Origin of the sequence: Geobacillus lituanicus (genome assembly GCF_050994965.1) — a bacterium.
GTDB lineage: Bacteria > Bacillota > Bacilli > Bacillales > Anoxybacillaceae > Geobacillus > Geobacillus stearothermophilus.
This window is the reverse complement of sequence record NZ_CP194773.1, coordinates 2,609,401-2,633,220: the sequence shown is the minus strand read 5'-3', so window position 1 is coordinate 2,633,220 and position 23,820 is coordinate 2,609,401. Positions and strand designations below refer to the sequence as shown.

The 23,820-nt window shown below is 55.0% G+C and carries 25 protein-coding genes; 24 read left to right on the top strand and 1 reads right to left on the bottom strand.

What is annotated here, in order from left to right; translation table 11 throughout:
- Positions 1-66: 66 nt before the first annotated feature.
- The 9 genes from hemW (at position 67) to deoC (ending at position 10,208) form a co-directional block, all read left to right on the top strand.
- Positions 67-1,206 carry a radical SAM family heme chaperone HemW gene (gene hemW, locus ACR1UW_RS13495; protein ID WP_033009628.1) on the top strand — a complete coding sequence of 380 codons (1,140 nt, stop codon included), beginning with the start codon at positions 67-69 and terminating at the stop codon, positions 1,204-1,206.
- An 83-nt stretch (positions 1,207-1,289) separates the two neighbouring features.
- The gene (gene hrcA, locus ACR1UW_RS13490) at positions 1,290-2,324 is read left to right on the top strand and encodes a heat-inducible transcriptional repressor HrcA (RefSeq protein ID WP_498729810.1); all 1,035 of its coding nucleotides are present in this window, start codon (positions 1,290-1,292) and stop codon (positions 2,322-2,324) included.
- A 97-nt stretch (positions 2,325-2,421) separates the two neighbouring features.
- Positions 2,422-3,093 carry a nucleotide exchange factor GrpE gene (gene grpE, locus ACR1UW_RS13485; RefSeq protein WP_044743134.1) on the top strand — a complete coding sequence of 224 codons (672 nt, stop codon included), beginning with the start codon at positions 2,422-2,424 and terminating at the stop codon, positions 3,091-3,093.
- 22 nt (positions 3,094-3,115) lie between these two features.
- Positions 3,116-4,936, top strand: a complete 1,821-nt coding sequence (dnaK, locus tag ACR1UW_RS13480; RefSeq protein ID WP_033009632.1) for a molecular chaperone DnaK — start codon at positions 3,116-3,118, stop codon at positions 4,934-4,936.
- A gap of 129 nt (positions 4,937-5,065) precedes the next feature.
- Complete coding sequence (gene dnaJ / locus ACR1UW_RS13475; RefSeq protein WP_047818718.1) at positions 5,066-6,214, top strand: molecular chaperone DnaJ; 1,149 nt, start codon at positions 5,066-5,068, stop codon at positions 6,212-6,214.
- Positions 6,215-6,219: 5 nt separating this feature from the next.
- Positions 6,220-7,158, top strand: coding sequence for a 50S ribosomal protein L11 methyltransferase (gene prmA / locus ACR1UW_RS13470; protein WP_033009663.1), 939 nt, complete (start codon positions 6,220-6,222; stop codon positions 7,156-7,158).
- Between the two features lie 18 nt (positions 7,159-7,176).
- Positions 7,177-7,953: a 16S rRNA (uracil(1498)-N(3))-methyltransferase gene (locus ACR1UW_RS13465; RefSeq protein WP_033009635.1), complete on the top strand. Its 777-nt coding sequence runs from the start codon at positions 7,177-7,179 to the stop codon at positions 7,951-7,953.
- A 67-nt stretch (positions 7,954-8,020) separates the two neighbouring features.
- Positions 8,021-9,370, top strand: coding sequence for a tRNA (N(6)-L-threonylcarbamoyladenosine(37)-C(2))-methylthiotransferase MtaB (gene mtaB, locus ACR1UW_RS13460; protein WP_033009637.1), 1,350 nt, complete (start codon positions 8,021-8,023; stop codon positions 9,368-9,370).
- Positions 9,371-9,536: 166 nt separating this feature from the next.
- Positions 9,537-10,208 (top strand): deoxyribose-phosphate aldolase, encoded by a 672-nt coding sequence (gene deoC / locus ACR1UW_RS13455; protein ID WP_033009639.1) that lies wholly within the window; start codon positions 9,537-9,539, stop codon positions 10,206-10,208.
- Here the strand turns inward: deoC and ACR1UW_RS13450 are convergent.
- Positions 10,205-11,140: a Na/Pi symporter gene (locus ACR1UW_RS13450; RefSeq protein WP_033009640.1), complete on the bottom strand. Its 936-nt coding sequence runs from the start codon at positions 11,138-11,140 to the stop codon at positions 10,205-10,207. The genes deoC and ACR1UW_RS13450 overlap by 4 nt on opposite strands.
- A gap of 165 nt (positions 11,141-11,305) precedes the next feature.
- Here ACR1UW_RS13450 and rpsU point away from each other — a divergent pair, with 165 nt between their 5' ends.
- The 15 genes from rpsU to dnaG all read left to right on the top strand — a co-directional run bounded on the left by rpsU (position 11,306) and on the right by dnaG (position 23,819).
- Positions 11,306-11,479 (top strand): 30S ribosomal protein S21, encoded by a 174-nt coding sequence (gene rpsU / locus ACR1UW_RS13445; RefSeq protein WP_008879912.1) that lies wholly within the window; start codon positions 11,306-11,308, stop codon positions 11,477-11,479.
- Positions 11,480-11,508: 29 nt separating this feature from the next.
- On the top strand, positions 11,509-11,955 hold the full coding sequence (locus tag ACR1UW_RS13440) for a GatB/YqeY domain-containing protein (RefSeq protein ID WP_033009641.1): 447 nt from the start codon (positions 11,509-11,511) through the stop codon (positions 11,953-11,955).
- A 105-nt stretch (positions 11,956-12,060) separates the two neighbouring features.
- On the top strand, positions 12,061-12,354 hold the full coding sequence (gene yqfC / locus ACR1UW_RS13435) for a sporulation protein YqfC (protein ID WP_033009643.1): 294 nt from the start codon (positions 12,061-12,063) through the stop codon (positions 12,352-12,354).
- Complete coding sequence (gene yqfD / locus ACR1UW_RS13430) at positions 12,351-13,538, top strand: sporulation protein YqfD (protein ID WP_498933690.1); 1,188 nt, start codon at positions 12,351-12,353, stop codon at positions 13,536-13,538. Before yqfC ends, yqfD begins: the two co-directional genes overlap by 4 nt.
- A gap of 2 nt (positions 13,539-13,540) precedes the next feature.
- Positions 13,541-14,503, top strand: coding sequence for a PhoH family protein (locus tag ACR1UW_RS13425; RefSeq protein WP_033009649.1), 963 nt, complete (start codon positions 13,541-13,543; stop codon positions 14,501-14,503).
- A gap of 54 nt (positions 14,504-14,557) precedes the next feature.
- Positions 14,558-16,660 carry an HD family phosphohydrolase gene (locus ACR1UW_RS13420; protein WP_044743138.1) on the top strand — a complete coding sequence of 701 codons (2,103 nt, stop codon included), beginning with the start codon at positions 14,558-14,560 and terminating at the stop codon, positions 16,658-16,660.
- Complete coding sequence (gene ybeY / locus ACR1UW_RS13415) at positions 16,657-17,127, top strand: rRNA maturation RNase YbeY (RefSeq protein WP_033009652.1); 471 nt, start codon at positions 16,657-16,659, stop codon at positions 17,125-17,127. The genes ACR1UW_RS13420 and ybeY overlap by 4 nt, the downstream gene beginning before the upstream one ends.
- A gap of 2 nt (positions 17,128-17,129) precedes the next feature.
- Positions 17,130-17,483, top strand: coding sequence for a diacylglycerol kinase family protein (locus ACR1UW_RS13410; protein WP_033014681.1), 354 nt, complete (start codon positions 17,130-17,132; stop codon positions 17,481-17,483).
- A 122-nt stretch (positions 17,484-17,605) separates the two neighbouring features.
- Positions 17,606-18,004, top strand: a complete 399-nt coding sequence (locus ACR1UW_RS13405) for a cytidine deaminase (RefSeq protein ID WP_033009654.1) — start codon at positions 17,606-17,608, stop codon at positions 18,002-18,004.
- A complete protein-coding gene (gene era, locus ACR1UW_RS13400; protein ID WP_033009655.1) occupies positions 17,997-18,905 on the top strand; it encodes a GTPase Era in 909 nt (302 codons plus the stop codon). Before ACR1UW_RS13405 ends, era begins: the two co-directional genes overlap by 8 nt.
- A gap of 102 nt (positions 18,906-19,007) precedes the next feature.
- A complete protein-coding gene (locus ACR1UW_RS13395) occupies positions 19,008-19,151 on the top strand; it encodes a YqzL family protein (RefSeq protein ID WP_064502498.1) in 144 nt (47 codons plus the stop codon).
- Between the two features lie 31 nt (positions 19,152-19,182).
- Entirely contained in the window at positions 19,183-19,959 is a 777-nt protein-coding gene (gene recO / locus ACR1UW_RS13390; RefSeq protein WP_033009656.1) for a DNA repair protein RecO, read from the top strand.
- Between the two features lie 82 nt (positions 19,960-20,041).
- Entirely contained in the window at positions 20,042-20,668 is a 627-nt protein-coding gene (ccpN, locus tag ACR1UW_RS13385; protein ID WP_255350126.1) for a transcriptional regulator CcpN, read from the top strand.
- Positions 20,669-20,686: 18 nt separating this feature from the next.
- Positions 20,687-21,487, top strand: a complete 801-nt coding sequence (locus ACR1UW_RS13380) for a pyruvate, water dikinase regulatory protein (RefSeq protein WP_033009661.1) — start codon at positions 20,687-20,689, stop codon at positions 21,485-21,487.
- Positions 21,488-22,022: 535 nt separating this feature from the next.
- On the top strand, positions 22,023-23,819 hold the full coding sequence (gene dnaG / locus ACR1UW_RS13375; RefSeq protein ID WP_050367561.1) for a DNA primase: 1,797 nt from the start codon (positions 22,023-22,025) through the stop codon (positions 23,817-23,819).
- Position 23,820 lies beyond the last annotated feature (1 nt).

The window sequence follows — 23,820 nt, the reverse complement described above, 5'->3', positions numbered from 1 at the left end:
TCGCCATGCGACGCTGACGGGAAGATGAGGGACGGCAGTCCGGCTGCAGCCGAAGGGAGGATGACGATGGCAACATCAGCATATTTTCACATTCCGTTTTGCGCCCATATTTGCCATTATTGCGATTTTAACAAAGTGTTTGCTGCCGGTCAGCCGATTGACGACTATTTGCGGGCGATGGACAAGGAAATGGCGCGGACGGCGGCCGAGTTCGGCAACCGCCTTGAGACGCTGTTTATCGGCGGCGGCACGCCGACGGTGCTGGAGCCGGCGCAGCTTGGGCGCTTGCTTGAGAGCATTCACCGCCATTTTCAGTTTGATCCGCAAACGGCTGAATTTACGGTTGAGGCGAACCCGGATGGGCTGACAAAAGAAAAACTCGCCGTTCTCCGCGAAGCCGGGGTCAATCGGTTGAGCCTTGGGGTGCAGACGTTTGATGACCGGCTTCTGCAAGCGATCGGCCGCACGCACCGGCGCGGGGATATCGTGCAGGCGGTAGAGCGGGCGAGGGAGGCCGGGTTTGCCAACATCAGCCTCGATTTGATGTACGGGCTTCCCGGGCAGACGCTTGAGCAGTTTCTCGCCGATTTGGACGCCGCGTTTTCGCTTCACGTTCCGCACCTCTCCGCCTATTCGCTTATCCTTGAGCCGAAAACGATCTTTTACAACGAGTGGCGCAAGGGCCGACTCCATCTCCCGGGAGAAGAGGCGGAAGCGGCCATGTACGAAGCGGCGATGGAGCGAACCGAAGCGTGCGGCTACCAGCAGTATGAAATCAGCAATTACGCGTTTCCGGGGTTTGAAAGCCGTCACAACCTCACTTATTGGAACAACGAAGAGTATTACGGCATCGGCGCCGGGGCGCACAGCTATATCGGCGGGGTGCGGCGCGCCAATATCGGTCCGGTCCGCCATTATATCGCCAAGGTGGACAACGGCGAATGGCCGCACCGTGATGTGCACCGGTTGACGCTTCAAGAGCAAATGGAAGAGGAAATGTTTTTAGGGTTGCGCAAAACGGAAGGGGTGTCGAAAGCCCGCTTCCGGCAAAAGTTTGGCCGCGATATGCACGATATCTTCGGCAAGGCGATCCGCGCCGAAGTGGAAAACGGGCGCTTGGAAGAAACGGAGACCCACGTCCGCTTGACAAAGCGCGGCAAGCTGCTCGGCAACGAAGTGTTCGCCGCCTTTCTCGGCGAAATGTAAAGATTGACATTTGCCGGGCGATTTGTTACCCTAGTAATAGATTTAGCACTCGAATTGTTCGAGTGCTAACAGAGGTGAGAAACGTGTTAACGGACCGCCAACTGCTGATTTTGCAGGTGATTATCGACGATTTCATTCGTTCCGGGCAGCCGGTCGGTTCGCGGACGTTATCGAAAAAGCACCAAATTGCGTTCAGTTCAGCGACGATTCGCAATGAAATGGCGGATTTGGAAGAGCTCGGCTACATTGAAAAAACGCACATTTCCTCTGGCCGCGTGCCGTCGGAAAAAGGGTATCGGTACTACGTCGACCATCTGCTGCCGCCGCAGCGGCTGACAAGAGCCGATATTCAGAAAATCCGCTCCGTGTTTGCCGAACGCATCTATGAGCTCGAGAAGCTGATGCAAAAGTCGGCGCAAATTTTATCCGACTTGACGAACTACACGTCGATCGCCCTCGGTCCGGCGTTTAAAGAAAGCAAACTGAAGCGGATGCAAATCGTTCCGCTCAACGAGCAGACGGCTGTGGCCATCGTTGTGACCGATACCGGCCATGTCGAAAACCGGGTCGTGACGATTCCGCCATCGGTCAACGCCGGCGACCTTGAAAAGATGGTCAACATTTTGAACGGGCGGCTCAGCGGCGTTCCGCTCATCGATTTAAAAGAAAAAATCAAGACGGAAGTGGCCGATGTGCTGCGCCGGCACATCCGCAATTATGACAGCCTGCTCAATATGCTGATCGACACGCTCGATCTCCCTGAAGAGGAGAAAATGTTTTTCGCCGGCACAGCCAACATGCTCAATCAGCCGGAATTCAGCGACATTGAAAAAGTGCGCCCGCTTCTGAACATCATTGAGCAGGAAAAAGACATTTACCGTCTGCTTCGCAAGCAAAGCCAAAAAGGGGTGAAGGTGTCGATCGGCCGGGAAAACGAATTGCACGGCATGGAAAACTGCAGCCTCATTACGGCGACATACTCGGTCGGCGAGGAGCCGCTCGGAACGATCGCGATTCTCGGGCCGACGCGCATGGAGTATTCGCGCGTCATCACGGTGTTGAACCGCGTCGCTTCCGATTTGTCGGCCGCGCTGACGAAATGGTATCAAAATCAGTAACAATGGCCATATTGGTTAACGGATGGATTCGCCAATCCATCCGTTCCTTGTGGCCATTGATACATAGAATGACGAGCCCGAAGGGGAGGTGAAGGCAATGGAACAAGGAGACAAACGTGCTGGTCAAGCTACATACAACGAGCCGGAGATGGAACAGCCGGCATCGGCGGAAGAGGCAGGCGTGCAACCGGAAGGCGAAAGGGACGACGCTAGGCAAAACGATGCCGCCGGGCAAGGCGATGGGAAGCCGGCGGAGGCTTCCGCGGGGGCCGAACCTGCCGGGGAGGAGCGCGCCGAGACAGAGGAGCTGGCTGCCGCCAAAGCGCAAGTAGCGGAGCTGGAAGCGAAGCTGGCTGAGATGGAACACCGCTATCTCCGCCTGTATGCCGATTTTGAAAACTTCCGCCGCCGGACGCGCCAAGAGCTGGAAGCGGCTGAAAAATACCGCGCCCAAAGTTTGGCGAGCGATTTGCTTCCGGTGCTCGACAACTTTGAGCGCGCGTTGAAAATAGAGACGGAAAACGAGCAGGCAAAATCGATTTTGCAAGGAATGGAGATGGTGTATCGCTCGCTTTTGGACGCCTTGAAAAAAGAAGGCGTCGAGGCGATTGAGGCGGTCGGAAAACCGTTTGACCCCCATCTGCATCAGGCGGTCATGCAGACGGACGAAGATGGCTATGAGCCGAATACAGTCGTCGAAGAGCTGCAAAAAGGCTACAAGCTGAAAGACCGCATTCTCCGTCCTGCGATGGTCAAAGTCAGCCAATAACGGAAATGGAGGGTGATGAGCGATGAGTAAAATTATCGGCATTGACTTAGGAACAACGAACTCTTGCGTCGCCGTGCTCGAAGGCGGCGAGGCGAAAGTCATCCCGAACCCGGAAGGAAACCGCACGACCCCATCGGTCGTGGCGTTCAAAAACGGGGAGCGCTTAGTGGGCGAAGTCGCCAAACGGCAGGCGATCACGAACCCGAACACGATCATCTCGATCAAGCGCCATATGGGCACGGACTACAAAGTGGAGATTGAAGGAAAGCAATATACGCCGCAAGAAATTTCAGCCATCATTTTGCAATATTTGAAATCGTACGCCGAAGACTACTTGGGCGAACCGGTGACGCGGGCGGTCATTACGGTGCCGGCCTATTTCAACGACGCGCAGCGCCAAGCGACGAAAGACGCCGGCCGCATCGCCGGGCTTGAAGTCGAGCGCATCATCAACGAGCCGACGGCAGCAGCGCTTGCTTACGGCCTCGACAAAGAAGAGGACCAAACGATTCTCGTCTATGACTTGGGCGGCGGAACGTTTGACGTTTCGATTTTGGAGCTTGGCGACGGCGTCTTTGAAGTGAAAGCGACCGCCGGCGACAACCATTTGGGCGGCGACGATTTCGACCAAGTGATCATCGATTATTTGGTCAATCAGTTCAAACAAGAGCACGGCATCGATTTGTCCAAAGACAAAATGGCGCTCCAGCGCTTGAAAGATGCGGCTGAAAAGGCGAAAAAAGAACTGTCGGGCGTGACGCAGACGCAAATTTCGCTGCCGTTTATCAGCGCCAATGAAAACGGTCCGCTTCACTTGGAAACGACGCTCACGCGGGCGAAGTTTGAAGAACTGTCCGCCCACCTCGTTGAACGGACGATGGGGCCGGTTCGCCAGGCGCTGCAAGATGCCGGCTTGACGCCTGCCGATATTGACAAAGTCATTTTGGTTGGCGGTTCGACCCGCATTCCAGCTGTCCAGGAAGCGATTAAGCGCGAGCTTGGCAAAGAGCCGCATAAAGGCGTCAATCCGGACGAAGTCGTGGCGATCGGCGCCGCGATCCAAGGCGGGGTCATTGCCGGCGAAGTGAAAGATGTCGTCTTGCTTGACGTCACACCGCTGTCGCTCGGCATTGAGACGATGGGCGGCGTATTTACGAAATTGATCGAGCGGAACACGACCATTCCGACAAGCAAGTCGCAAGTGTTCACAACAGCCGCCGACAACCAAACGACCGTAGACATTCATGTGCTGCAAGGGGAGCGTCCGATGGCGGCGGACAACAAAACGCTCGGCCGCTTCCAGCTGACTGGGATTCCGCCGGCGCCGCGCGGCGTGCCGCAAATTGAAGTGACGTTTGACATTGACGCCAACGGCATCGTCCATGTGCGCGCGAAAGACTTGGGGACGAACAAAGAACAGTCGATCACGATCAAATCGTCGTCCGGCCTGTCGGAAGAAGAAATCCAGCGCATGATCAAAGAGGCGGAAGAAAACGCCGAAGCCGACCGGAAGCGGAAAGAGGCTGCCGAACTGCGCAATGAAGCGGACCAGCTTATTTTCACGACAGAAAAAACGTTAAAAGAAGTCGAAGGAAAAGTGAGCGCCGATGAGATCAAGAAAGCGCAAGAGGCAAAAGATGCGTTGAAGGCGGCGCTTGAGAAAAACGACATCGATGACATCCGCAAGAAAAAAGACGCGCTGCAGGAAGCGGTGCAGCAGCTGTCGATCAAGCTGTATGAGCAAGCGGCGAAACAGGCGCAAGACGCTGGAGCGCAAGCCGACGCGGCCAAACGGGACAACGTTGTTGATGCGGAATTTGAGGAAGTGAAGGATGACAAATAATGCTGCCGAAAGTCAAAGTCAGGCCTGCCTTGGCTTTGACTTTTTTTCTAGCATTCACATATTGCCATTAACCAAAGGGAAATGATAAAATAAAATTTATGTGAATGAATCGGGAGTGGATGATCAACGATGGCGAAGCGCGATTACTACGAAGTTCTCGGCGTCAGCAAAAACGCGACGAAAGACGAGATCAAAAAAGCGTACCGAAAGCTTTCGAAGCAGTATCATCCAGACATTAACAAAGCGCCGGACGCCGCGGAAAAGTTTAAAGAAATTAAAGAGGCGTACGAAGTATTGAGCGACGACGAAAAGCGGGCCCGCTACGACCGGTTCGGCCATGCCGACCCGAACGAAGCGTTTGGCGGCGGCGGATTCCAAGGCGGAGGGTTTGATTTCGGCGGCTTTAGCGGCTTTGGCGGGTTTGAAGATATTTTTGAGACGTTTTTCGGCGGCGGGCCGCGCCGGCGGGCGAGCGGGCCGCGCAAAGGGGCCGATGTGGAATACATGATGACGCTCACATTTGAGGAAGCGGCATTTGGAAAAGAAACGGAAATTGAAGTGCCGCGCGAAGAGACGTGCGAAACGTGCCATGGCAGCGGCGCCAAACCGGGCACAAGCCCCCAGCCGTGCTCACGTTGCGGCGGCAGCGGGCAAATCACGAGCGAGCAGGCGACGCCGTTTGGCCGCATCATCAACCGTCGGACATGTCCGACATGTGGCGGGACGGGCCGGTACATTCCGGAAAAATGTCCGACATGCGGCGGGACGGGCCGCGTCAAGCAACGGAAAAAGATTCATGTCAAAATCCCGGCCGGCGTCGACGACGGCCAGCAGCTGCGTGTCGCCGGCCAAGGGGAGCCAGGGGTCAACGGCGGGCCGCCGGGGGACTTGTACATCATTTTCCGCGTGGAGCCGCATGAATTTTTCGAGCGCGACGGGCTCGACATTTATTGTGAAGTGCCGCTTTCCTTTGCTCAAGCGGCGCTCGGCGATGAGATTGAGGTGCCGACGCTCTATGGCGATGTGAAGTTGAAAATTCCGGCCGGCACGCAAACGGGCACGCGCTTCCGCCTGAGAGGGAAAGGAGTGCCAAACGTGCGCGGCTATGGACAGGGGGATCAGCACGTCATCGTCCGCGTCGTGACGCCGACGAAGCTGACGGAAAAACAAAAGCAACTGCTGCGCGAGTTTGACCGGCTTGGTGGGGAGACGATGCACGACGGGCCGCACGGCCGTTTTTTTGAGAAAGTCAAAAAGGCGTTTAAAGGAGAAGCGTGAGCGCGATGAAATGGTCGGAAATCAGCATTCATACGACGCACGAGGCGGTCGAGGCGATTTCGAACATTTTGCATGAGGCCGGCGCCGGCGGCGTGGTCATTGAAGATCCGTACGATCTTGTGAAAGACCGCGATGACTGGTACGGGGAAATCGTCGAACTCAATCCGGACGATTATCCGGAAGAAGGCGTCATCATTAAGGCGTATTTGCCGGTCAACAGCTTTCTTGGCGAAACGGTCGAACAAATTAAACAAGCGATTAACAATTTATGGCTATATGATATTGACCTTGGAAAAAATAAGATTACATTGAGCGAAGTGAATGAGGAAGAGTGGGCGACGGCGTGGAAAAAGCATTATCATCCGGTGAAAGTGTCGGAGAAGTTTACGATCGTGCCGACGTGGGAAACGTATGAGCCGGTTTCCGATGATGAGTTGATCATTGAAATGGATCCGGGCATGGCGTTTGGCACCGGCACCCACCCGACGACGGTCATGTGCCTGCAGGCGCTCGAAAAATATGTGCGCCCCGGCGATGCGGTCATTGACGTCGGCACCGGCTCCGGCATTTTAAGCATCGCTGCGGCGATGCTCGGCGCCCGGTCGGTGCGGGCGTTCGATTTGGATCCGGTCGCAGTCGACAGCGCACGGCTGAACGTCAAGCTCAATAAAGTGCAGTCGGTCGTTACGGTGGCGCAAAACAATTTGCTTGACCATGTCGATGAGCCGGCTGATGTGATTGTCGCCAACATTTTGGCGGAAATCATTTTGCGTTTTGCCTCCGACGCTTTCCGGCTGCTGAAGCCGGGCGGCCGCTTCATCACCTCCGGCATCATCCAGGCGAAAAAGCAGGACGTCAAAGACGGGCTGCTGGCGGCTGGGTTTGTCATTGAGGAAGTGAACGTGATGGAAGATTGGGTCGCGTTAGTCGCCATCAAGTCGTAAACAAAGAAGGGATGTTCGTTGCAGCGATATTTCGTTTCCGAACGGGAGCGCCGAGGCGAAGTCGTCACGATCAGCGGCGCTGACGCGCACCATATCGCCCGCGTCATGCGCATGAAGCCGGGGGATGCGATCGCTTGCGTCTTTCCGGACGGGCGCACGGCTGTATGCAGCATTGAACAAATTGCCAGTGAGCATGTGCGCGCCCGTATTGTACAATGGAAGGAAGAGGGGCGCGAATTGCCGGTGCGCATTTATATCGCCCAGGGGCTGCCGAAAGGCGAAAAGTGGGAGTTTGTCATCCAAAAAGGGACGGAGCTTGGTGCCGCCGGCTTTCTGCCGTTTTTCGCCGCCCGTTCGGTCGTCAAATGGGACATGAAGAAAGCGGAGAAAAAAGTGGAACGGTGGAAAAAAATTGCGAAAGAGGCGGCCGAACAGGCGGAACGCACGTCATTGCCCGAGGTGCGGGCGCCGCTTTCGCTGGACGCGCTGCTTGCTTTTGGCGAAACGGTGGATCAACGTCTATTCGCCTATGAAGAAGAAGGGCGCGGGGGACGGCACGGTTCGCTGCCGGCGCTGCTTGCCGGCCTCAAGCCCGGCGGCACGCTGCTAGCCGTGTTCGGACCTGAGGGTGGATTTAGCCCTGAGGAGGCAAAGCGGCTCCGACAAGGCGGCTTTTTGCCGTGCAGCCTTGGCCCGCGCATTTTGCGCACGGAAACGGCGCCGCTTTATCTGCTTGCCGCGGCTTCCTATGAATGGGAGCTGCGCGCGCCAGATTGGGAGGCGGCGCAACAGTAATCAACGGTTTGAACAAATTCAGTCATGCTGCTGGCTCAGCGGCATGGCCTGCAGTGAGGTGAACAACATGCCAACAGTGGCTTTCCATACATTAGGCTGCAAAGTCAATCATTACGAAACAGAGGCGATTTGGCAGCTGTTTAAAAAGGCCGGCTACGAACGGACGGAGTTTGAGAGCCGCGCCGATGTGTATGTGATCAACACGTGCACGGTGACGAACACCGGCGACAAAAAAAGCCGCCAAGTCATCCGCCGTGCGGTGCGCCGCAATCCGGATGCCGTCGTCTGCGTGACCGGCTGCTATGCGCAAACATCGCCGGCGGAAGTGATGGCGATTCCGGGCGTCGATATTGTCATCGGCACGCAAGACCGGCATAAAATTTTGGACTACGTTGAGCAGTTTCAGCGCGAGCGCCAGCCGATCAACGCGGTCCATAACATTATGAAAACGCGCGTGTTTGAGGAAATGGATGTGCCGTCGTTCACCGACCGGACGCGGGCATCGTTGAAAATTCAAGAAGGGTGCAACAACTTTTGCACGTTTTGCATCATCCCGTGGGCGCGCGGCTTGATGCGTTCGCGCAATCCACAAGAAATCATCCGCCAGGCGCGCCAGCTTGTCGCCGCCGGCTATAAGGAAATCGTGTTGACCGGCATTCATACGGGCGGCTACGGCACCGATCTAAAAGACTATAACTTCGCGGCGCTGCTGCGCGATTTGGATGAGCAAGTGCCGGGGCTGAAACGGATTCGCATTTCGTCGATTGAGGCGAGCCAAATTACCGATGAAGTGATCGATGTGTTGCAGCGTTCGGACAAAATCGTTCGCCATTTGCACATTCCGCTTCAATCCGGGTCGAACACGGTGCTCAAGCGGATGCGCCGCAAATATACGGTGGAATTTTTCGCCGAGCGGCTTGCCCGCCTGCGGGAAGTGTTCCCGGAACTCGCCGTAACGTCCGATGTCATCGTCGGTTTTCCGGGTGAAACGGAAGAGGAATTTATGGAAACGTACCACTTTATCCGCGAGCAGCAGTTTTCCGAGCTGCACGTCTTTCCGTATTCGAAGCGGACTGGCACACCGGCGGCGCGCATGCCGGACCAAGTGGACGAAGAGACGAAACATGACCGCGTCCGCCGACTCATTGCCCTATCTGATCAGCTGGCGAAAGAATACGCGTCGCGATTTGAAGGGCACGTGCTCGAAGTCATTCCAGAAGAGCAAGACAAAGATCATCCGGGCATGTATATCGGCTATACGGACAACTATTTGAAAGTCCGTTTCCCGGGGACAGAAGAGATGGTCGGCGAACTCGTGAAAGTAAAAATCACGAAAGCCGGCTACCCGTACAACGAAGGTGAGTTTGTCCGCATTGTGCCGGATGGGGCAGCTCATTCCGTAAAGTTAAGCTCATAACCTGATATGGAGAGACAAGCACAGACACCCCAGCCTCGGCTGGGGTTTTTTCTTCTTTTTCTCGGGAACTATACAGATGACGGCTAGTTTTTGCCTCGCAGACATGGTATGATGGTAGACGTCAGACCTTTTATTTTTTTGCAGCGGCAGAAAGGGGCAAGTGTCCATGACAGTGAACATTGCGAACATGATCGACCATACGCTGCTCAAGCCGGAGGCAACGGAAGAGCAAATCGTTCAATTATGCGCGGAGGCGAAACAGTACGGGTTTGCCTCAGTATGCGTCAACCCGTCGTGGGTGAAAACGGCGGCGCGGGAACTTTCCGGCACGGATGTCCGCGTCTGCACGGTCATCGGCTTTCCGCTTGGGGCGACAACGCCGGAAACGAAAGCGTTTGAAACGAAAAACGCCATCGAAAACGGCGCGCGCGAAGTCGATATGGTCATCAACATCGGCGCCTTAAAAAGCGGAGCCGACGACTGGGTGGAGCGCGATATTCGCGCCGTCGTCGAAGCGGCAGCCGGAAAAGCACTCGTGAAAGTAATTATTGAAACGGCGCTTTTGACGGATGATGAAAAAGTGCGCGCTTGCCAATTGGCGGTGAAAGCGGGCGCTGACTATGTGAAAACATCGACTGGGTTCTCAGGCGGCGGCGCGACGGTTGAAGACGTCGCGCTGATGCGAAAAACGGTCGGCGACAATGTGGGCGTCAAAGCTTCAGGAGGCGTTCGCGACCGGAAAACAGCTGAGGCGATGATCGAGGCTGGGGCGACGCGCATCGGGACGAGCTCCGGGGTTGCCATCGTCAGCGGCCAAACTGGGCGCGCCGATTATTAAGCCCGCTTTTGGCCATGCAAACGCAAGATGGCCGTTTCGATGATGCCGACAAACGGCAACGCGGCGGCTGAACAAATGGTGTTAAACAAGACGCTCACATGGGCGAGCTGCACATCCGGCGCCGGGCTGAGCATGGCGGCAAAACGGGCGAACGGCTCCGTCCAGAAGGCAAAGACGGCAACGCCGGCGACGTTCAGCCATAAATGGGTATAAGCGGTCAGCTGGGCTTCTTTGCTTGAACCGATGGAGGCCAGCAGCCCGGTAATGCACGTGCCGATGTTGGCGCCAAGCAATATCGCGATGGCGGCTGGAAGCGTCAACAACTGTTCGTTTAAAAACCCCATGGCGATGCCGATCGTCGCCGCGCTCGAATGGACGAGGGCGGTCAAGGCAATGCCGACGAAGAGTCCGATGGCGGTCGAGCTGTTCGTTTGCTTGAGCCAGGCGTCAACAAGCGGGTAATCGGCGAGCGGCTTGGCGAGGCTGGAGAAGCCGTTCATGGCAAACAGCAAGGCGGCAAGGCCGACGGCGATCATCCCGATGCTGTAAACGAAGCGGCGGCGTCCTATGAAGACGAGAAGTGCGCCGCCGATGAGAAGCGGAATGGCGCCGTCGCCGATATCGAGTGTCATCAGCTCGGTTGTGACGGTTGAGCCGATGTTGCTGCCTAAAATGATGCCGATGGACTGGCGAAACGATAAATAGCCGGTGGCGACGAGGCCGACCGTCATCACCATGACCGCCGAGCTGCTTTGCACGAGGGCGGTTGCCGCCATCCCGGTGAGAAATCCTTGCCATGGCGCAGCGGTAAAGCGCATGAGCCATCGTTTCAACCGATGGCCGGATAACGCGTAAAACCCGGCCTTCATCATGAACATGCCGATCAGAAAAATGGCGGTGTAAATGGCAAACAGCATCAAAAGCGGCCCCACGGGCGATCTCCCCTTTCATCCTATATGTATGGGCCTCGTCCGCGGACGATGACCACTTTTTTCGGCGCCGGGATCGCGCTTTTTTTATTGACCTTTTCCGCCGGCATGTATTATAATTGACAAGTACAATATGCAATGGTTGTTGTTCGGAGGGAGGGAAGCAGGATGTCCAAAACGATCGTTCGCAAAAACGAGTCGATCGACGACGCTCTTCGTCGCTTTAAACGCGCCGTTTCGAAAACGGGTACTTTGCAAGAAGTGAGAAAGCGCGAATTTTATGAAAAACCAAGCGTCAGACGGAAGAAAAAATCTGAAGCGGCTAGAAAGCGCAAGCACTAAGAGCATGCATTAAAGAGGGTGTATAATCGGTGAGTCTTCTCGATCGTTTGAATGACGATATGAAGCAGGCGATGAAAAACAAGGAGAAAGAAAAGCTGTCTGTTCTCCGTATGCTGAAGGCGGCGCTGCAAAACGAGGCGATCAAGCTCGGCAAAAGCCCGCTTTCGGAAGACGAAGAGCTGACCGTTCTTTCTCGTGAACTGAAGCAGCGTAAAGACTCCCTCCGCGAATTTGAAAACGCTGGCCGTTCAGATCTTGTCGAAAAAGTAAAAACCGAAATTGACATCGTTCAGTCGTATATGCCGAAACCGCTGACAGAGGACGAACTTCGTGAACTGATCGAGCAGACGATCAAGGAAGTCGGGGCTTCGTCGAAGGCGGATATGGGAAAAGTGATGAGCGCCATCATGCCGAAAGTGAAAGGCAAAGCGGACGGTTCGCTCGTCAATAAATTGGTGCAACAACAGCTTTCATAAAACAAGCAATGGGCCTTGCCGGCAGGCGGGCCCGTTGTTTTTGAAAAGCGGTGCTAGAACCCCCTTTTGTCTCATACATATGAGATGAAAGGGGGGTCTTTTTGTATGGTGAAGAAATGGCGCCAGCAGATGAAGCGGTGGATGGCGGAAAAGCTCGAGCTTCCCGCCGATATCGTCATGGATCTGCCCCGCATCACGATGGTGGGGCACATACATATTTACATTGAAAACCACCGCGGGCTGCTCGCGTTCAGCGATAAAGAGCTCCGCCTTTTGCTGCGGAACGGGCAGCTGCTTGTCCGCGGCGAACAGTTTGTCATCAAAACGATTTTGCCGGAAGAAATTTTATTGGAGGGGAAAATCAGCCAAGTCGTTTATATAGAGGAGGACAAACGATGAAAAATGAATGGGTTGACACGTTAGCCGGCAGCGTGCGTGTCAAGGCGGAAGGAAAAGGGATCGAACGGCTGATCAACGCCTGCGTGCGCCAGGGCATCGCCGTATGGAATGTGAAAAATCATAGCCGGGAGACGGCGACATTTTTCATTAAGCTCAGCGATGTCAAGCGGTTTCGCCATATCGCCCGGCAAAGCGAGTGCAAGCTTTCGTTTGTCGGGAGAAGAGGGTTGCCGTTTTTTTGGCGACGGGCGCGGCGAAACAGCGGGTTTGGGCTCGGGCTGCTCCTTTTTGCGGCCATTGTATTTCTGCTGTCCAACGTTGTGTGGAGCATTGACATTGAAGGCGCCTCCCCCGAGACAGAACATCAAATCGTCCGCGAACTAAAACGGATGGGCGTCGAGCGCGGCGTGTTTCAATTCCTGATCGATGACCCGGAAACGTTGCAAAGGAAACTGACCGAACGCATCCATGACATTACATGGGTCGGCGTCGAGTGGGAAGGGACGTCGCTGCATTTCCGCGTCGTGGAAAAAGAAATTCCGGAACCGAAAGAACCGATCCCCCCGCGCCATTTAGTCGCCAAAAAAGAGGCGGTGATCGCCGATTTGTTCGTTGAAGAAGGACAACCGCTCGTTTCCGTCAATGATTATGTACAAAAAGGTCAGCTTCTCGTTTCCGGCGTGATCGGCGCCGAGGGGAGAACGAAATTTGTACCGGCGACCGGAAAGGTGCTTGGCGAGACATGGTACAAGTCCACCGTTGTCCTGCCGCTTGAGACGACGTTTCATGTGTTGACCGGCGCGTTCGCCGAACGGCATTATATCGCAATGGGCCGCTTTTCCCTTCCAATCTGGGGGTGGGAGAAGCCGGCGTTCGCCCATACGGTCATCGAAACGAAAAAGCGGCCGTTTCGGTTTTGGAAATGGGACTTGCCGGTGTATTACGAGCGTGTTACGATTCGTGAAGCCGAGGAAGTGAAACGGAGCTATACGTGGCAAGAGGCGTTTGCAGAAGCGAAAAAGATCGCCCGCCGCGAGCTGCGGGCCAAGCTGCCGGAAGAGGCGGTCATTCGCGGCGAAAAAGTTTTGCATCAGACGAAAGAGAATGGTAAAGTAAGGGTAGAATTGCATTACGAAGTCATCGAAAATATTGCTGTACCACAACCCATCGTTCAAGGAGATTGAGAATGTCAGAGCAGTTTGTCACGATCAGCCAACACGTGCGCAATCAACAGGAAGCGGCGGCGCTCTTTGGCGTTCATGACGCCCATTTAAAGCGGATTGAGGAAGAGCTTGGCGTGTCGATTGTGACGCGCGGGGAGACGGTCAACGTCTCCGGAACGCCGCAGCAAGTCCAGCTCGTCGATGAGCTGCTTCGCCATTTATTGATTGTCATCCGCAAAGGGGTGGCCGTCAGCGAGCGCGACATCATCTATGCCGTCCAGCTGGCGAAAAAAGGGGCGCTTGACGGCCTCATCCAGCTGTACGAAGAAGAGATTACGAAAAATGCCAAAGGGAAGTCGATCCGCGTCAAAACGCTCGGCCAGCGTTATTACGTGGCGGCGATTGAACAACACGACTTGACGTTTGGCATCGGGCCGGCCGGCACCGGGAAAACGTACTTGGCGGTTGTCATGGCGGTGAAGGCGCTGAAAAACGGCAGCGTCAAACGCATCATTTTGACCCGACCGGCTGTCGAGGCGGGGGAAAGCCTCGGCTTTTTGCCCGGCGACTTGAAGGAGAAAGTCGACCCGTATTTGCGCCCACTGTACGATGCGCTAAACGACGTGCTCGGAGCGGAGTACGTGCAGCGCCTCATTGAACGCGGCACGATTGAGATCGCTCCGCTCGCCTATATGCGTGGCCGGACGCTTGAGGATGCGTTCGTCATTCTGGACGAAGCGCAAAATACGACGCCGGCGCAAATGAAAATGTTTTTAACCCGGCTTGGTTTTGGGTCAAAAATGGTGATCACCGGCGATATTTCCCAAGTCGACCTGCCAAAAGGAGTCGAGTCGGGGCTGTCGGTCGCGAAGCGCATTTTGGCTTCCATCAGCGGCATTGCTTTTGTGTTTTTGGAGCAGTCTGATGTTGTCCGCCATCCGCTTGTGGCGAAAATTATTAATGCCTACGATGAGGCCGGCTTATAGAGCACAGACCGGGATGGATGGCACAGCTTTTCTTACAAAGCGAGGGGAAAACCGGTGGGAAGGCTTCGTTTTTTTCTCGAGCGGACAAAAGACGTCCGCTTCGTCCGCTTTTGGCTGTTTTTGTTTTTGGCTGCGCTGTTGTTTGCTGTGTTGTACTGGCAAGTGAAACCGCGCCAATATGAGCTGCGCCTGTTTGACGTCGCTAAAGAAACGATCCGCTCGCCGGTGACGGTTGAGGACAAAGAAGCGACAGCCAGGCTGAAAGAAGAAGCAGCCGCCAAAGTGGCAGACGTTTATACGTTGAAAAAAGAATATGCCGAAAACCGTGTCGATCTTCTTTCCTCGCTGTTTGCCGCCATTGAGAGCGTGCAAAACGAGGCGGGTTCGGGCCGTTCGCCCGGTGATTTGACAGCGAAGCTCGAGGAACGGCTGCCGCCGGAGTGGTTTGCCTACCTGTCCTCTGAAGAATGGCGGCGGCTGCTCAGCGCTTCTCCCGGTGAACTCGAGACAGCCAAAGAAGCAGCGTTGACGGCCGTGCATGCGGCCATGAGCGAGCGCATTTCCCAGGCGGAGCTTGACGAGGCGCGCGCGAAAGCAGCGACAGAGCTCAAGTATGCGGCGCTGTCGCCGGCGTTGCGCGAAACCGTCGCCAAGTTGTGCCGGCAGGCTGTCATTCCGAACGTCGTCTACGACCGGACGGCGACGGAAGAAAAGCGGCGGCAGGCGATGGATGAAGTGAAGCCGGTGAAAATTTTGCAAGGGCAAGTGATCGTGGAGGAAGGGCAATTTATTACGAGTGACATTTACCACCGGCTTGAGCTCGTCGGCCTGCTTGGCGGCGGACGCCCGCATTGGCCGGCCGCGGGGCTTTGTTTGTTCGTGCTGCTCTTGCTTGCGCCGCTCGTTTACTATTTCCGCGCCGAGAAGACGAATGAAAACTTGCTGCTTTATGGAGCGGTGTTCACGTTGATGATGGCGGTGACGGTGCTCATTCGCCTGCTGCCGTCCGGCGGGGCCGTTTCGGCCGGCTATCTCGTTCCGGCAGCGTTCGGTCCGATGCTTGTCCGCGTGCTGCTTGGCGAGCGGCTGGCGGTGATGACCGCCATCATTGGGGCGGTGTGCGGCAGCATCTTGTTTAATGAAGAAATCGGGGCGACTGGCGCCGTATCGGTGTCCTTGGCTGTTTATTTGCTCGCTGGCGGCCTGGCTGGGACGTTTTGCCTGCCGAAGGAGCTGGCGAAGGCGAAAATTTGGCGGGCCGGTGTGCTTGTTGCCGTCGTCAATACGGGTTTGCTCCTATCGTTGTTGCTAATGAAAAATGGCCGCTACTCGCTGGCTGAGATCGGCCTTTTTCTTCTCATGGCGGCGGCCTCCGGCATTTTCTCCGCCATTTTGACGATCGGGCTGCTGCCGGTGTTTGAGACGGCATTCGGCATTTTGTCGCCGCTTCGCCTCATTGAGCTGTCGAATCCAAATCACCCGCTGTTGCGCAAATTGTTGACGGAGGCGCCGGGGACGTATCATCACAGCATCATGGTCGCCAATTTGGCGGAAGCGGCGTGCGAGGCGATCGGCGCCGACGGCTTGCTAGCGCGCGTCGCCTGCTATTACCACGACATCGGCAAGACAAAGCGGCCCCGCTATTTCATTGAAAACCAAATGGGCGGCAATCCGCACGATCATTTGTCGCCGCAATTGAGCAAAAATATTATTATCGCCCATGTCACCGACGGCGTCGCCTTGCTTCGCAAGCACCGGCTGCCAAAGGAGATTGTCGACATCGCCGAACAGCATCATGGCACGACGCTGCTCAAGTATTTTTATCATAAAGCGCTCGAGCAAACGGGAGTGGTCTCCGAAGCCGAGTTCCGCTATCCCGGGCCGAAGCCGCAGACGAAAGAGGCGGCGGTCATCAACATTGCCGACAGCGTCGAGGCGGCTGTCCGTTCGTTGGCCAACCCCTCGCAGGAAAAAATCGAAAAGATCGTCCGGGGGATCATCGCCGACCGCCTGCAGGACAACCAGTTGAACGAGTGCGACATCACGATGAAAGAGTTGGAGATCGTCGCCCGTTCGCTTTGTGAGACGCTCAACGGCGTCTTCCATTCGCGCATTGAATACCCGGAAGTACGAAAGGAAAAGGTGAAGCATGCATGACCATTCACATCGACTTTATCGACGAAACGGGCGAAGTGACCGCAGAGCAGCTTGAGATGCTCGAGCAACTCCTTCGCGAAGCGGCAGCGAGCGAGAACGTGCCGGACGGGGCGGAAGTGGGCGTCTCATTCGTGGACAACGAGCGCATTCGCCTGATGAACCGCGACTATCGCGGCAAAGACGCTCCGACTGATGTGCTTTCGTTCGCGTTGGAAGAGGAAGGAGAGGGCGAAGTCGACATCATCGGCGCCGATATGCCGCTGGTGCTTGGCGACATCGTCATCTCCATTCCGAAGGCGAAAGAGCAAGCGGCGGAATACGGGCATTCGTTCATGCGCGAGCTCGGGTTTTTGGCCGTGCACGGTTTTTTGCATTTGCTTGGCTATGACCACGAAACGGAAGAGGAAGAGCGCGTCATGTTTGCCAAGCAAGAGGAAATATTGACGCGGTTCGGATTGACGCGATAGCCATGCGAGGTGCGAGGGAACGGGATCGTTTCGCCTGGGCTTGGGCGGGAATGAAGGCGGCGGTGAAGGAGGAGGCGCATTTGCGTTTTCACTTGGCGGCCGCCGTTGTTGCCTTTGCGCTCGGTTTCGCTGTCGGGCTGTCGCGCTGGGAGTGGATTGTGTTAGTGCTGACAGTTGGTGCGGTCGTTACACTCGAGCTGGTGAATACAGCCATCGAGCGCACGGTCGACTTGGTGACAGGGGAGTTTCACCCGCTGGCGAAAGCGGCGAAAGATATCGCTGCTGCGGCTGTGCTCGTGGCTGCCGGGGTTGCTGTCATCATCGGGGCGCTGCTGTTTTGGCCGCATCTTCGCTGAACGAACGAGAGAGAAAATTCTAATTTTTCTGTTACATTTTCGTTTCAAATGATGAAATTGGCGGCGATTTTTTGTAAAATAAAAGAAAGCAGCGTTTGCTTTCAGGAAAGGAAGAGCCATTCATGGAGATCGAACAGCTCATTGCCGAAGCGAAAAAAGCGCGCGAATTCGCATACGTGCCTTATTCGAAATTCAAAGTCGGCGCCGCGTTGCTGACGAAAGACGGCAGTGTGTACCGCGGCTGCAACATTGAAAACGCCGCTTACAGCGTGTGCAATTGCGCGGAGCGGACCGCGCTGTTTAAGGCGTATTCCGAAGGGGAAACGGAGTTTGCCGCCCTCGCGGTCATTGCCGACACTCCCCGCCCGGTTCCGCCGTGCGGCGCATGCCGTCAAGTGATCGCTGAGCTTTGCCCTAGCGATATGAAAGTCATTTTGGCCAATATCAACGGCGATGTCAAAATCGTCACCGTTCAAGAACTGCTGCCAGATGCTTTTTCAGCGGAGGATATGCATGAATAAGGAAGGATACAAATCAGGGTTTGTTGCCATTATCGGAAGACCGAACGTAGGAAAATCGACGTTTTTAAACCGTGTCGTCGGGCAAAAAATCGCCATTATGAGCGACAAGCCGCAGACGACGCGCAATAAAATCCAAGGCGTGTACACGGATGAGGACGCGCAAATCATTTTTATCGACACTCCCGGGGTGCATAAACCGAAGCATAAACTCGGCGATTTTATGATGAAAGTGGCGCTCAATGCGCTGCGCGAAGTCGATTTGATTTTGTTTATGGTCAATGCCGAGGAAGGGTTTGGGCGCGGCGAGGCGTTCATTATGGAGCGCTTGAAAGAAGTCGATACGCCGGTGTTTTTGGTGATCAACAAAATCGACCGCGTTCACCCGGATGAGCTGCTGCCGCTCATTGACCAGTACAAGGATTTGCACCCTTTTGCGGAAATTGTGCCGATTTCAGCGCTTGAAGGAAACAATGTCGAGCGTCTGCTGGAGCAAATTAAAGAGCGGTTGCCGGAAGGACCGCAATATTATCCACCGGATCAAGTCACCGACCATCCGGAGCAGTTTATCATCGCCGAGCTCATTCGCGAGAAAGCGCTTCACTTGACGCGCGAGGAAGTTCCACATTCGATCGCCGTCGTCGTCGAACGCATTGAGCGGCGCGAAGAGACGGGCACGGTTTACGTCGGGGCTGTCATCGTTGTTGAGCGCGATTCGCAAAAAGGAATCATCATCGGCAAGCAAGGCCGGATGTTAAAGGAAATCGGACAGCGGGCGCGCGCTGACATTGAGGCGCTGCTTGGATCCAAAGTGTTTTTGGAGCTGTGGGTGAAGGTGCAAAAGGACTGGCGCAACCGCCTTTCGCAGTTGCGCGACTTCGGGTTTCGCGAGGACGAGTATTGACGGCTAGAAAATTTTACGCGACATAAACGGGTTTTGACCGAGCCAACCTATAGGTAAAACCACCAATATGCAATGCCTGCAGGCGGAAAGAGGTGTCATTCCATGCTTGAGTTTACGTGGAAGTTGTTTAGCCAAACAGGCAATATCGATACGTACTTGTTGTTTAAAGAGTTGGAACGGGAGCAGCGGCTCGGCGGTGAGGAGCAGAACACCGACCAGAAAGAAATCGACCAGCCGATCTCTTAGCATCGTCGCTGGCCCAATTGGTGGTGGTTCAATGTTTGAAAAGTGTGAAGCGATCGTGATGCGGACCATCGATTATGGCGAGACGAATAAAATTGTCACATTGTTTACAAGGGAATGGGGAAAGGTGGCTGTGATGGCGCGAGGTGCGAAAAAGCCAAGCAGCCGCCTTTCTGCTGTTACGCAGCCGCTCGCCTATGGCCATTATTTGATCCGCCGCAGCCGCGGCGTCGGCGTTCTCCATCAAGGGGAGCTCATTGATTCGATGCGGGCGCTGCGTGAAGATTTGTTTGCCGCTGCCTATGCCGCGTATATTGTGGAGCTCACCGACAAAAGCACAGAAGAGCAAAAGCGCAATCCGTACTTGTTTGAGCTGTTGCGGCAGACGTTACAGTATATGAGCGAAGGGCGCGATTTAGAGATCATGGCGTTGATTTATGAGATGAAAATGCTCCCAGTGCTCGGCATTCCGCCGGTGCTTGACCGTTGCGCGCGCTGCGGGGCGACAGAAGGGAGCGTCTCGTTTTCGGTCAAGGAGGCGGGCTTCCTTTGTCATCGCTGCGAGGAGGCCGACCCGCACCGGATGCCGTTGTCGCCGGCGTCGGCCCGGCTGTTGCGCCTGTTTTTCCATATTGATCTTGCCCGGCTGGGCGCGATTTCGGTCAAAGAAACGACAAAGGCGGAATTGAAGGCGGTGCTGTCGGCGTACTACGATGAATATGCCGGCCTGTCGCTGAAGGCGAAACGCTTTTTGCAGCAAATGAGCGTGCTGAAAGACACACTCGCCCCCGATAGCGGCCAGGATGCTTAATTTTCCTTGTAAACGCGTGATGTAGTATAATATAAACAAGGATGATAGCGTGTGGGACCTTTTGGCAAGGTGGTGAGCGACGATCGAACTGAATAAACGCCAGGAACAAATTTTGCAAATTGTCAAAGACTACGGGCCGATCACCGGCGAGAGCATCGCCGAAAAGCTGAACTTGACGCGGGCGACGCTGCGGCCCGATCTCGCGATTTTGACGATGGCCGGCTATTTGGAAGCGCGGCCGCGCGTCGGTTATTTTTATACCGGAAAAACGGGCACGCAGCTGTTCGCCGATAAGATTAAAAAATTAAAAGTTGAAGACTACCAGTCCATCCCGGTCGTCGTCAACGAAAACGTGAGCGTCTATGATGCGATCGTCACGATGTTTTTGGAAGACGTCGGCACGCTGTTTGTCGTCGATGAGGAGTCGCTTCTTGCGGGCGTTTTGTCGCGCAAAGACTTGCTGCGCGCGAGCATCGGCAAACAGGAACTGACAGCGATTCCCGTTAATATTATCATGACAAGGATGCCGAACATCGCTGTTTGTTATAAAGATGATCCGCTGATTGAGGTGGCCGAACGGCTGATCGAGAAGCAAATCGACGCTATGCCGGTCGTGCGCAAAACGGAGAAGGGGTATGAAGTGATCGGCCGCATTACGAAAACGAATATGACGAAAGCGTTCGTCTCATTAGCCAAAGACGATGTGTGAGCGAAAAGGAGGAACAAAATGAATCAACGCCTCGTTTATGTCGTATCCGACTCGGGCGGGGAGACGGCTGAGCTTGTCGTCAAGGCGGCGGCCAGCCAGTTTTACGCCTCGCCGGTTCAAATCAAGCGCGTTCCATACGTAGAGGATAAAACGACGTTAGCCGAAGTGGTCGCGTTGGCCAAAATGAACCAAGCCATTATTGCCTTTACGCTCGTTGTTCCGGAAATGCGCGAATTTTTGCTTGCCGAGGCGGCGCGCGAAGGGGTGGTCGCTTACGATATCATCGGCCCGCTCATCGAAAAAATGAGCGGCTTGTTCCAGCTGACGCCAAGGTATGAGCCGGGCCAGGTGCGCGTGCTCGACGAAGATTACTTCAAAAAAATCGAAGCGATCGAATTCGCCGTCAAATACGACGACGGCCGCGACCCACGCGGCATTTTGCGCGCTGATATTGTGTTGATCGGCGTATCGCGCACATCGAAAACGCCGCTGTCGCAATACTTGGCGCATAAGCGGCTGAAGGTGGCAAACGTACCGATCGTTCCGGAAGTCGAGCCGCCCGAGCAGCTGTTTCAAGTCGGGCCAGGCAAATGCTTCGGTTTGAAAATCAGCCCGGACAAGCTGCTGTCGATCCGCCGCGAGCGTTTGAAATCGCTCGGCTTGAACGACCAAGCCATCTATGCGAACATGGATCGCATTAAAGAAGAGCTGGCTTATTTTGACGAAGTCGTAAAAAAAATCGGCTGCGATGTCATCGATGTAACGAACAAAGCTGTGGAAGAAACGGCAAGCATCATTATGAAAAAGTTGAAGTGTTAAGAACGTTGGATCCGCCTGTTTTGTCCGCACGATTTCCTGCCGGTAATCGTGCGCTTTTTTATGGCATACGTCCCTGAGTTATATTATAATAAAAAATTGCGGGAAAAATGACCCTGCATAGGTTTAGAGCGGGCATAAGGCGAGTAAACTATTTATAGCTGTTTGTCAAGGAAAACAAGGGAAAAGTTTTCGACAAAAACCGCCGGGCGCCCGAAAAAAAAGAAGGATTTTTGGGGATGATGTAGAATAATAGGGGGTGTGAAGCCTTCCCTTGCTTTAGGGGCCAGGTTGTCCGCTGCAACAAAGTCAAAAAAAAAATGAAATGTTCCCTTTGGCCTTGAAATATAATATATCGAAGCGCCCTTTCGCCAGCTTGACGCCGTTTGCTTTACGGAGGCGGCGGACGGATTGGGAGGGCCGGCTGTTGCGGGCAAGGGGGAAGGCAAAACGGAGGAATTGAAAAAATTTGTCGAAAGTAAAAGGGAAATCGGCTGACAGCCGAGAATAAATTAAATTATGATACGGGGTTGTTCGTATGGGACATCGCATTCCCGAAGAAACGATTGAAGCCATTCGCCGCGGCGTCGATATTGTGGATGTCATCGGCGAATACGTCCAGCTGAAACGGCAGGGCCGCAACTATTTTGGCTTATGCCCCTTTCATGGGGAAAAGACGCCGTCGTTTTCCGTTTCTCCGGAAAAGCAAATTTTCCACTGCTTCGGTTGCGGAGCAGGAGGGAATGCCTTCACGTTTTTAATGGACATCGAGGGCATTCCGTTTGTGGAAGCGGCCAAACGGCTTGCGGCCAAGGCAGGCGTCGATTTGTCCGTCTATGAGCTGGATGTTCGCGGGCGCGATGACGGTCAGACGGACGAGGCGAAGGCGATGACGGAAGCGCATGCCTTGCTGAAACGATTTTACCATCATTTGCTTGTTCATACAAAAGAAGGACAAGCCGCGCTTGATTACTTGCAGGCGCGCGGATGGACAAAAGAAACGATCGACCGGTTTGAAATCGGCTATGCCCCGGATGCACCCGATGCGGCGGCCAAGTTGCTGGAGAGCCATTCCTTTTCTCTTCCGATGATGGAAAAGGCGGGGTTGTTGACGAAAAAAGAGGACGGGCGATACGTCGACCGGTTCCGGAACCGCATTATGTTTCCGATCCACGACCACCGCGGCGAAACGGTGGGGTTTTCCGGCCGCCTGCTCGGCGAAGGGCATCCGAAATATGTCAACAGCCCAGAAACGCCCGTTTTCCGCAAAGGGGCGATTCTATACCACTTTCATGCGGCGCGGGTGCCGATCCGCAAGCGGCAGGAGGCGCTGCTTGTCGAAGGGTTTGCCGATGTCATTTCCGCAGCGCAGGCCGGCATCGATTATGCCATTGCGACGATGGGGACGTCGCTGACCGAGGAGCAGGCGCGCATTTTGCGCCGCCATGCGGACACTATAACGATTTGTTATGACGGCGACGGCGCCGGGATCGAAGCCGCTTGGCGCGCTGCTGAGCAGCTGAGCGCATTGGGATGCCGCGTCAAGGTGGCATCCCTTCCGAACGGTCTTGACCCGGATGAATATATACGTGTTTATGGCGGTGAACGGTTTGCCGGAGAAGTGGCTGCCGCCCGGCCGCTCGTGGCGTTTAAAATGGCGTATTTGCGGCGCGGAAAAAATTTGCAGCACGAAGGGGAGCGGCTCCGCTATATTGATGAAGCGCTCCGGGAGATCGGCAAGCTGTCGAGCCCGGTGGAACAAGATTATTATTTGCGCCAGCTCGCCGAAGAGTTTTCGTTGTCGCTTTCCGCTCTTCATGAGCAGCTGTCCCGCAACCAGCGCGAGAGGACAAAGCCGCGGGAGGCGCCCGATGGGGAAACCGCGCGGCCGATGCTGGCGAAAAAGCTGCTGCCGGCTTTTCAAAATGCGGAACGGCTGCTGCTTGCTCATATGATGAGAAGCCGCGATGTGGCGCTGATCGTTCAAGAGCGGATTGGCGGCCGGTTTAACATCGAGGAGCATCGGGCGTTAGCCGCTTATATTTACGCCTTTTACGAAGAAGGGCATGAAGCCGACCCGGGCGCGCTCATCTCAAGAATCCCCGGCGAGTTGCAGCCGCTCGCGAGCGAGCTGTCGCTTTTATTGATCGCAGATGACGTTTCCGAACAGGAGCTCGAGGATTATATCAGGCATGTGTTGAATCGCCCGAAATGGTTAATGCTAAAGGAAAAAGAACAAGAAAAAACGGAAGCGGAGCGAAGAAAGGACTTTTTGACAGCTGCCCGCATCGCCAAAGAAATGATTGAAATGAAAAAAATGTTATCTTCCTCATAAT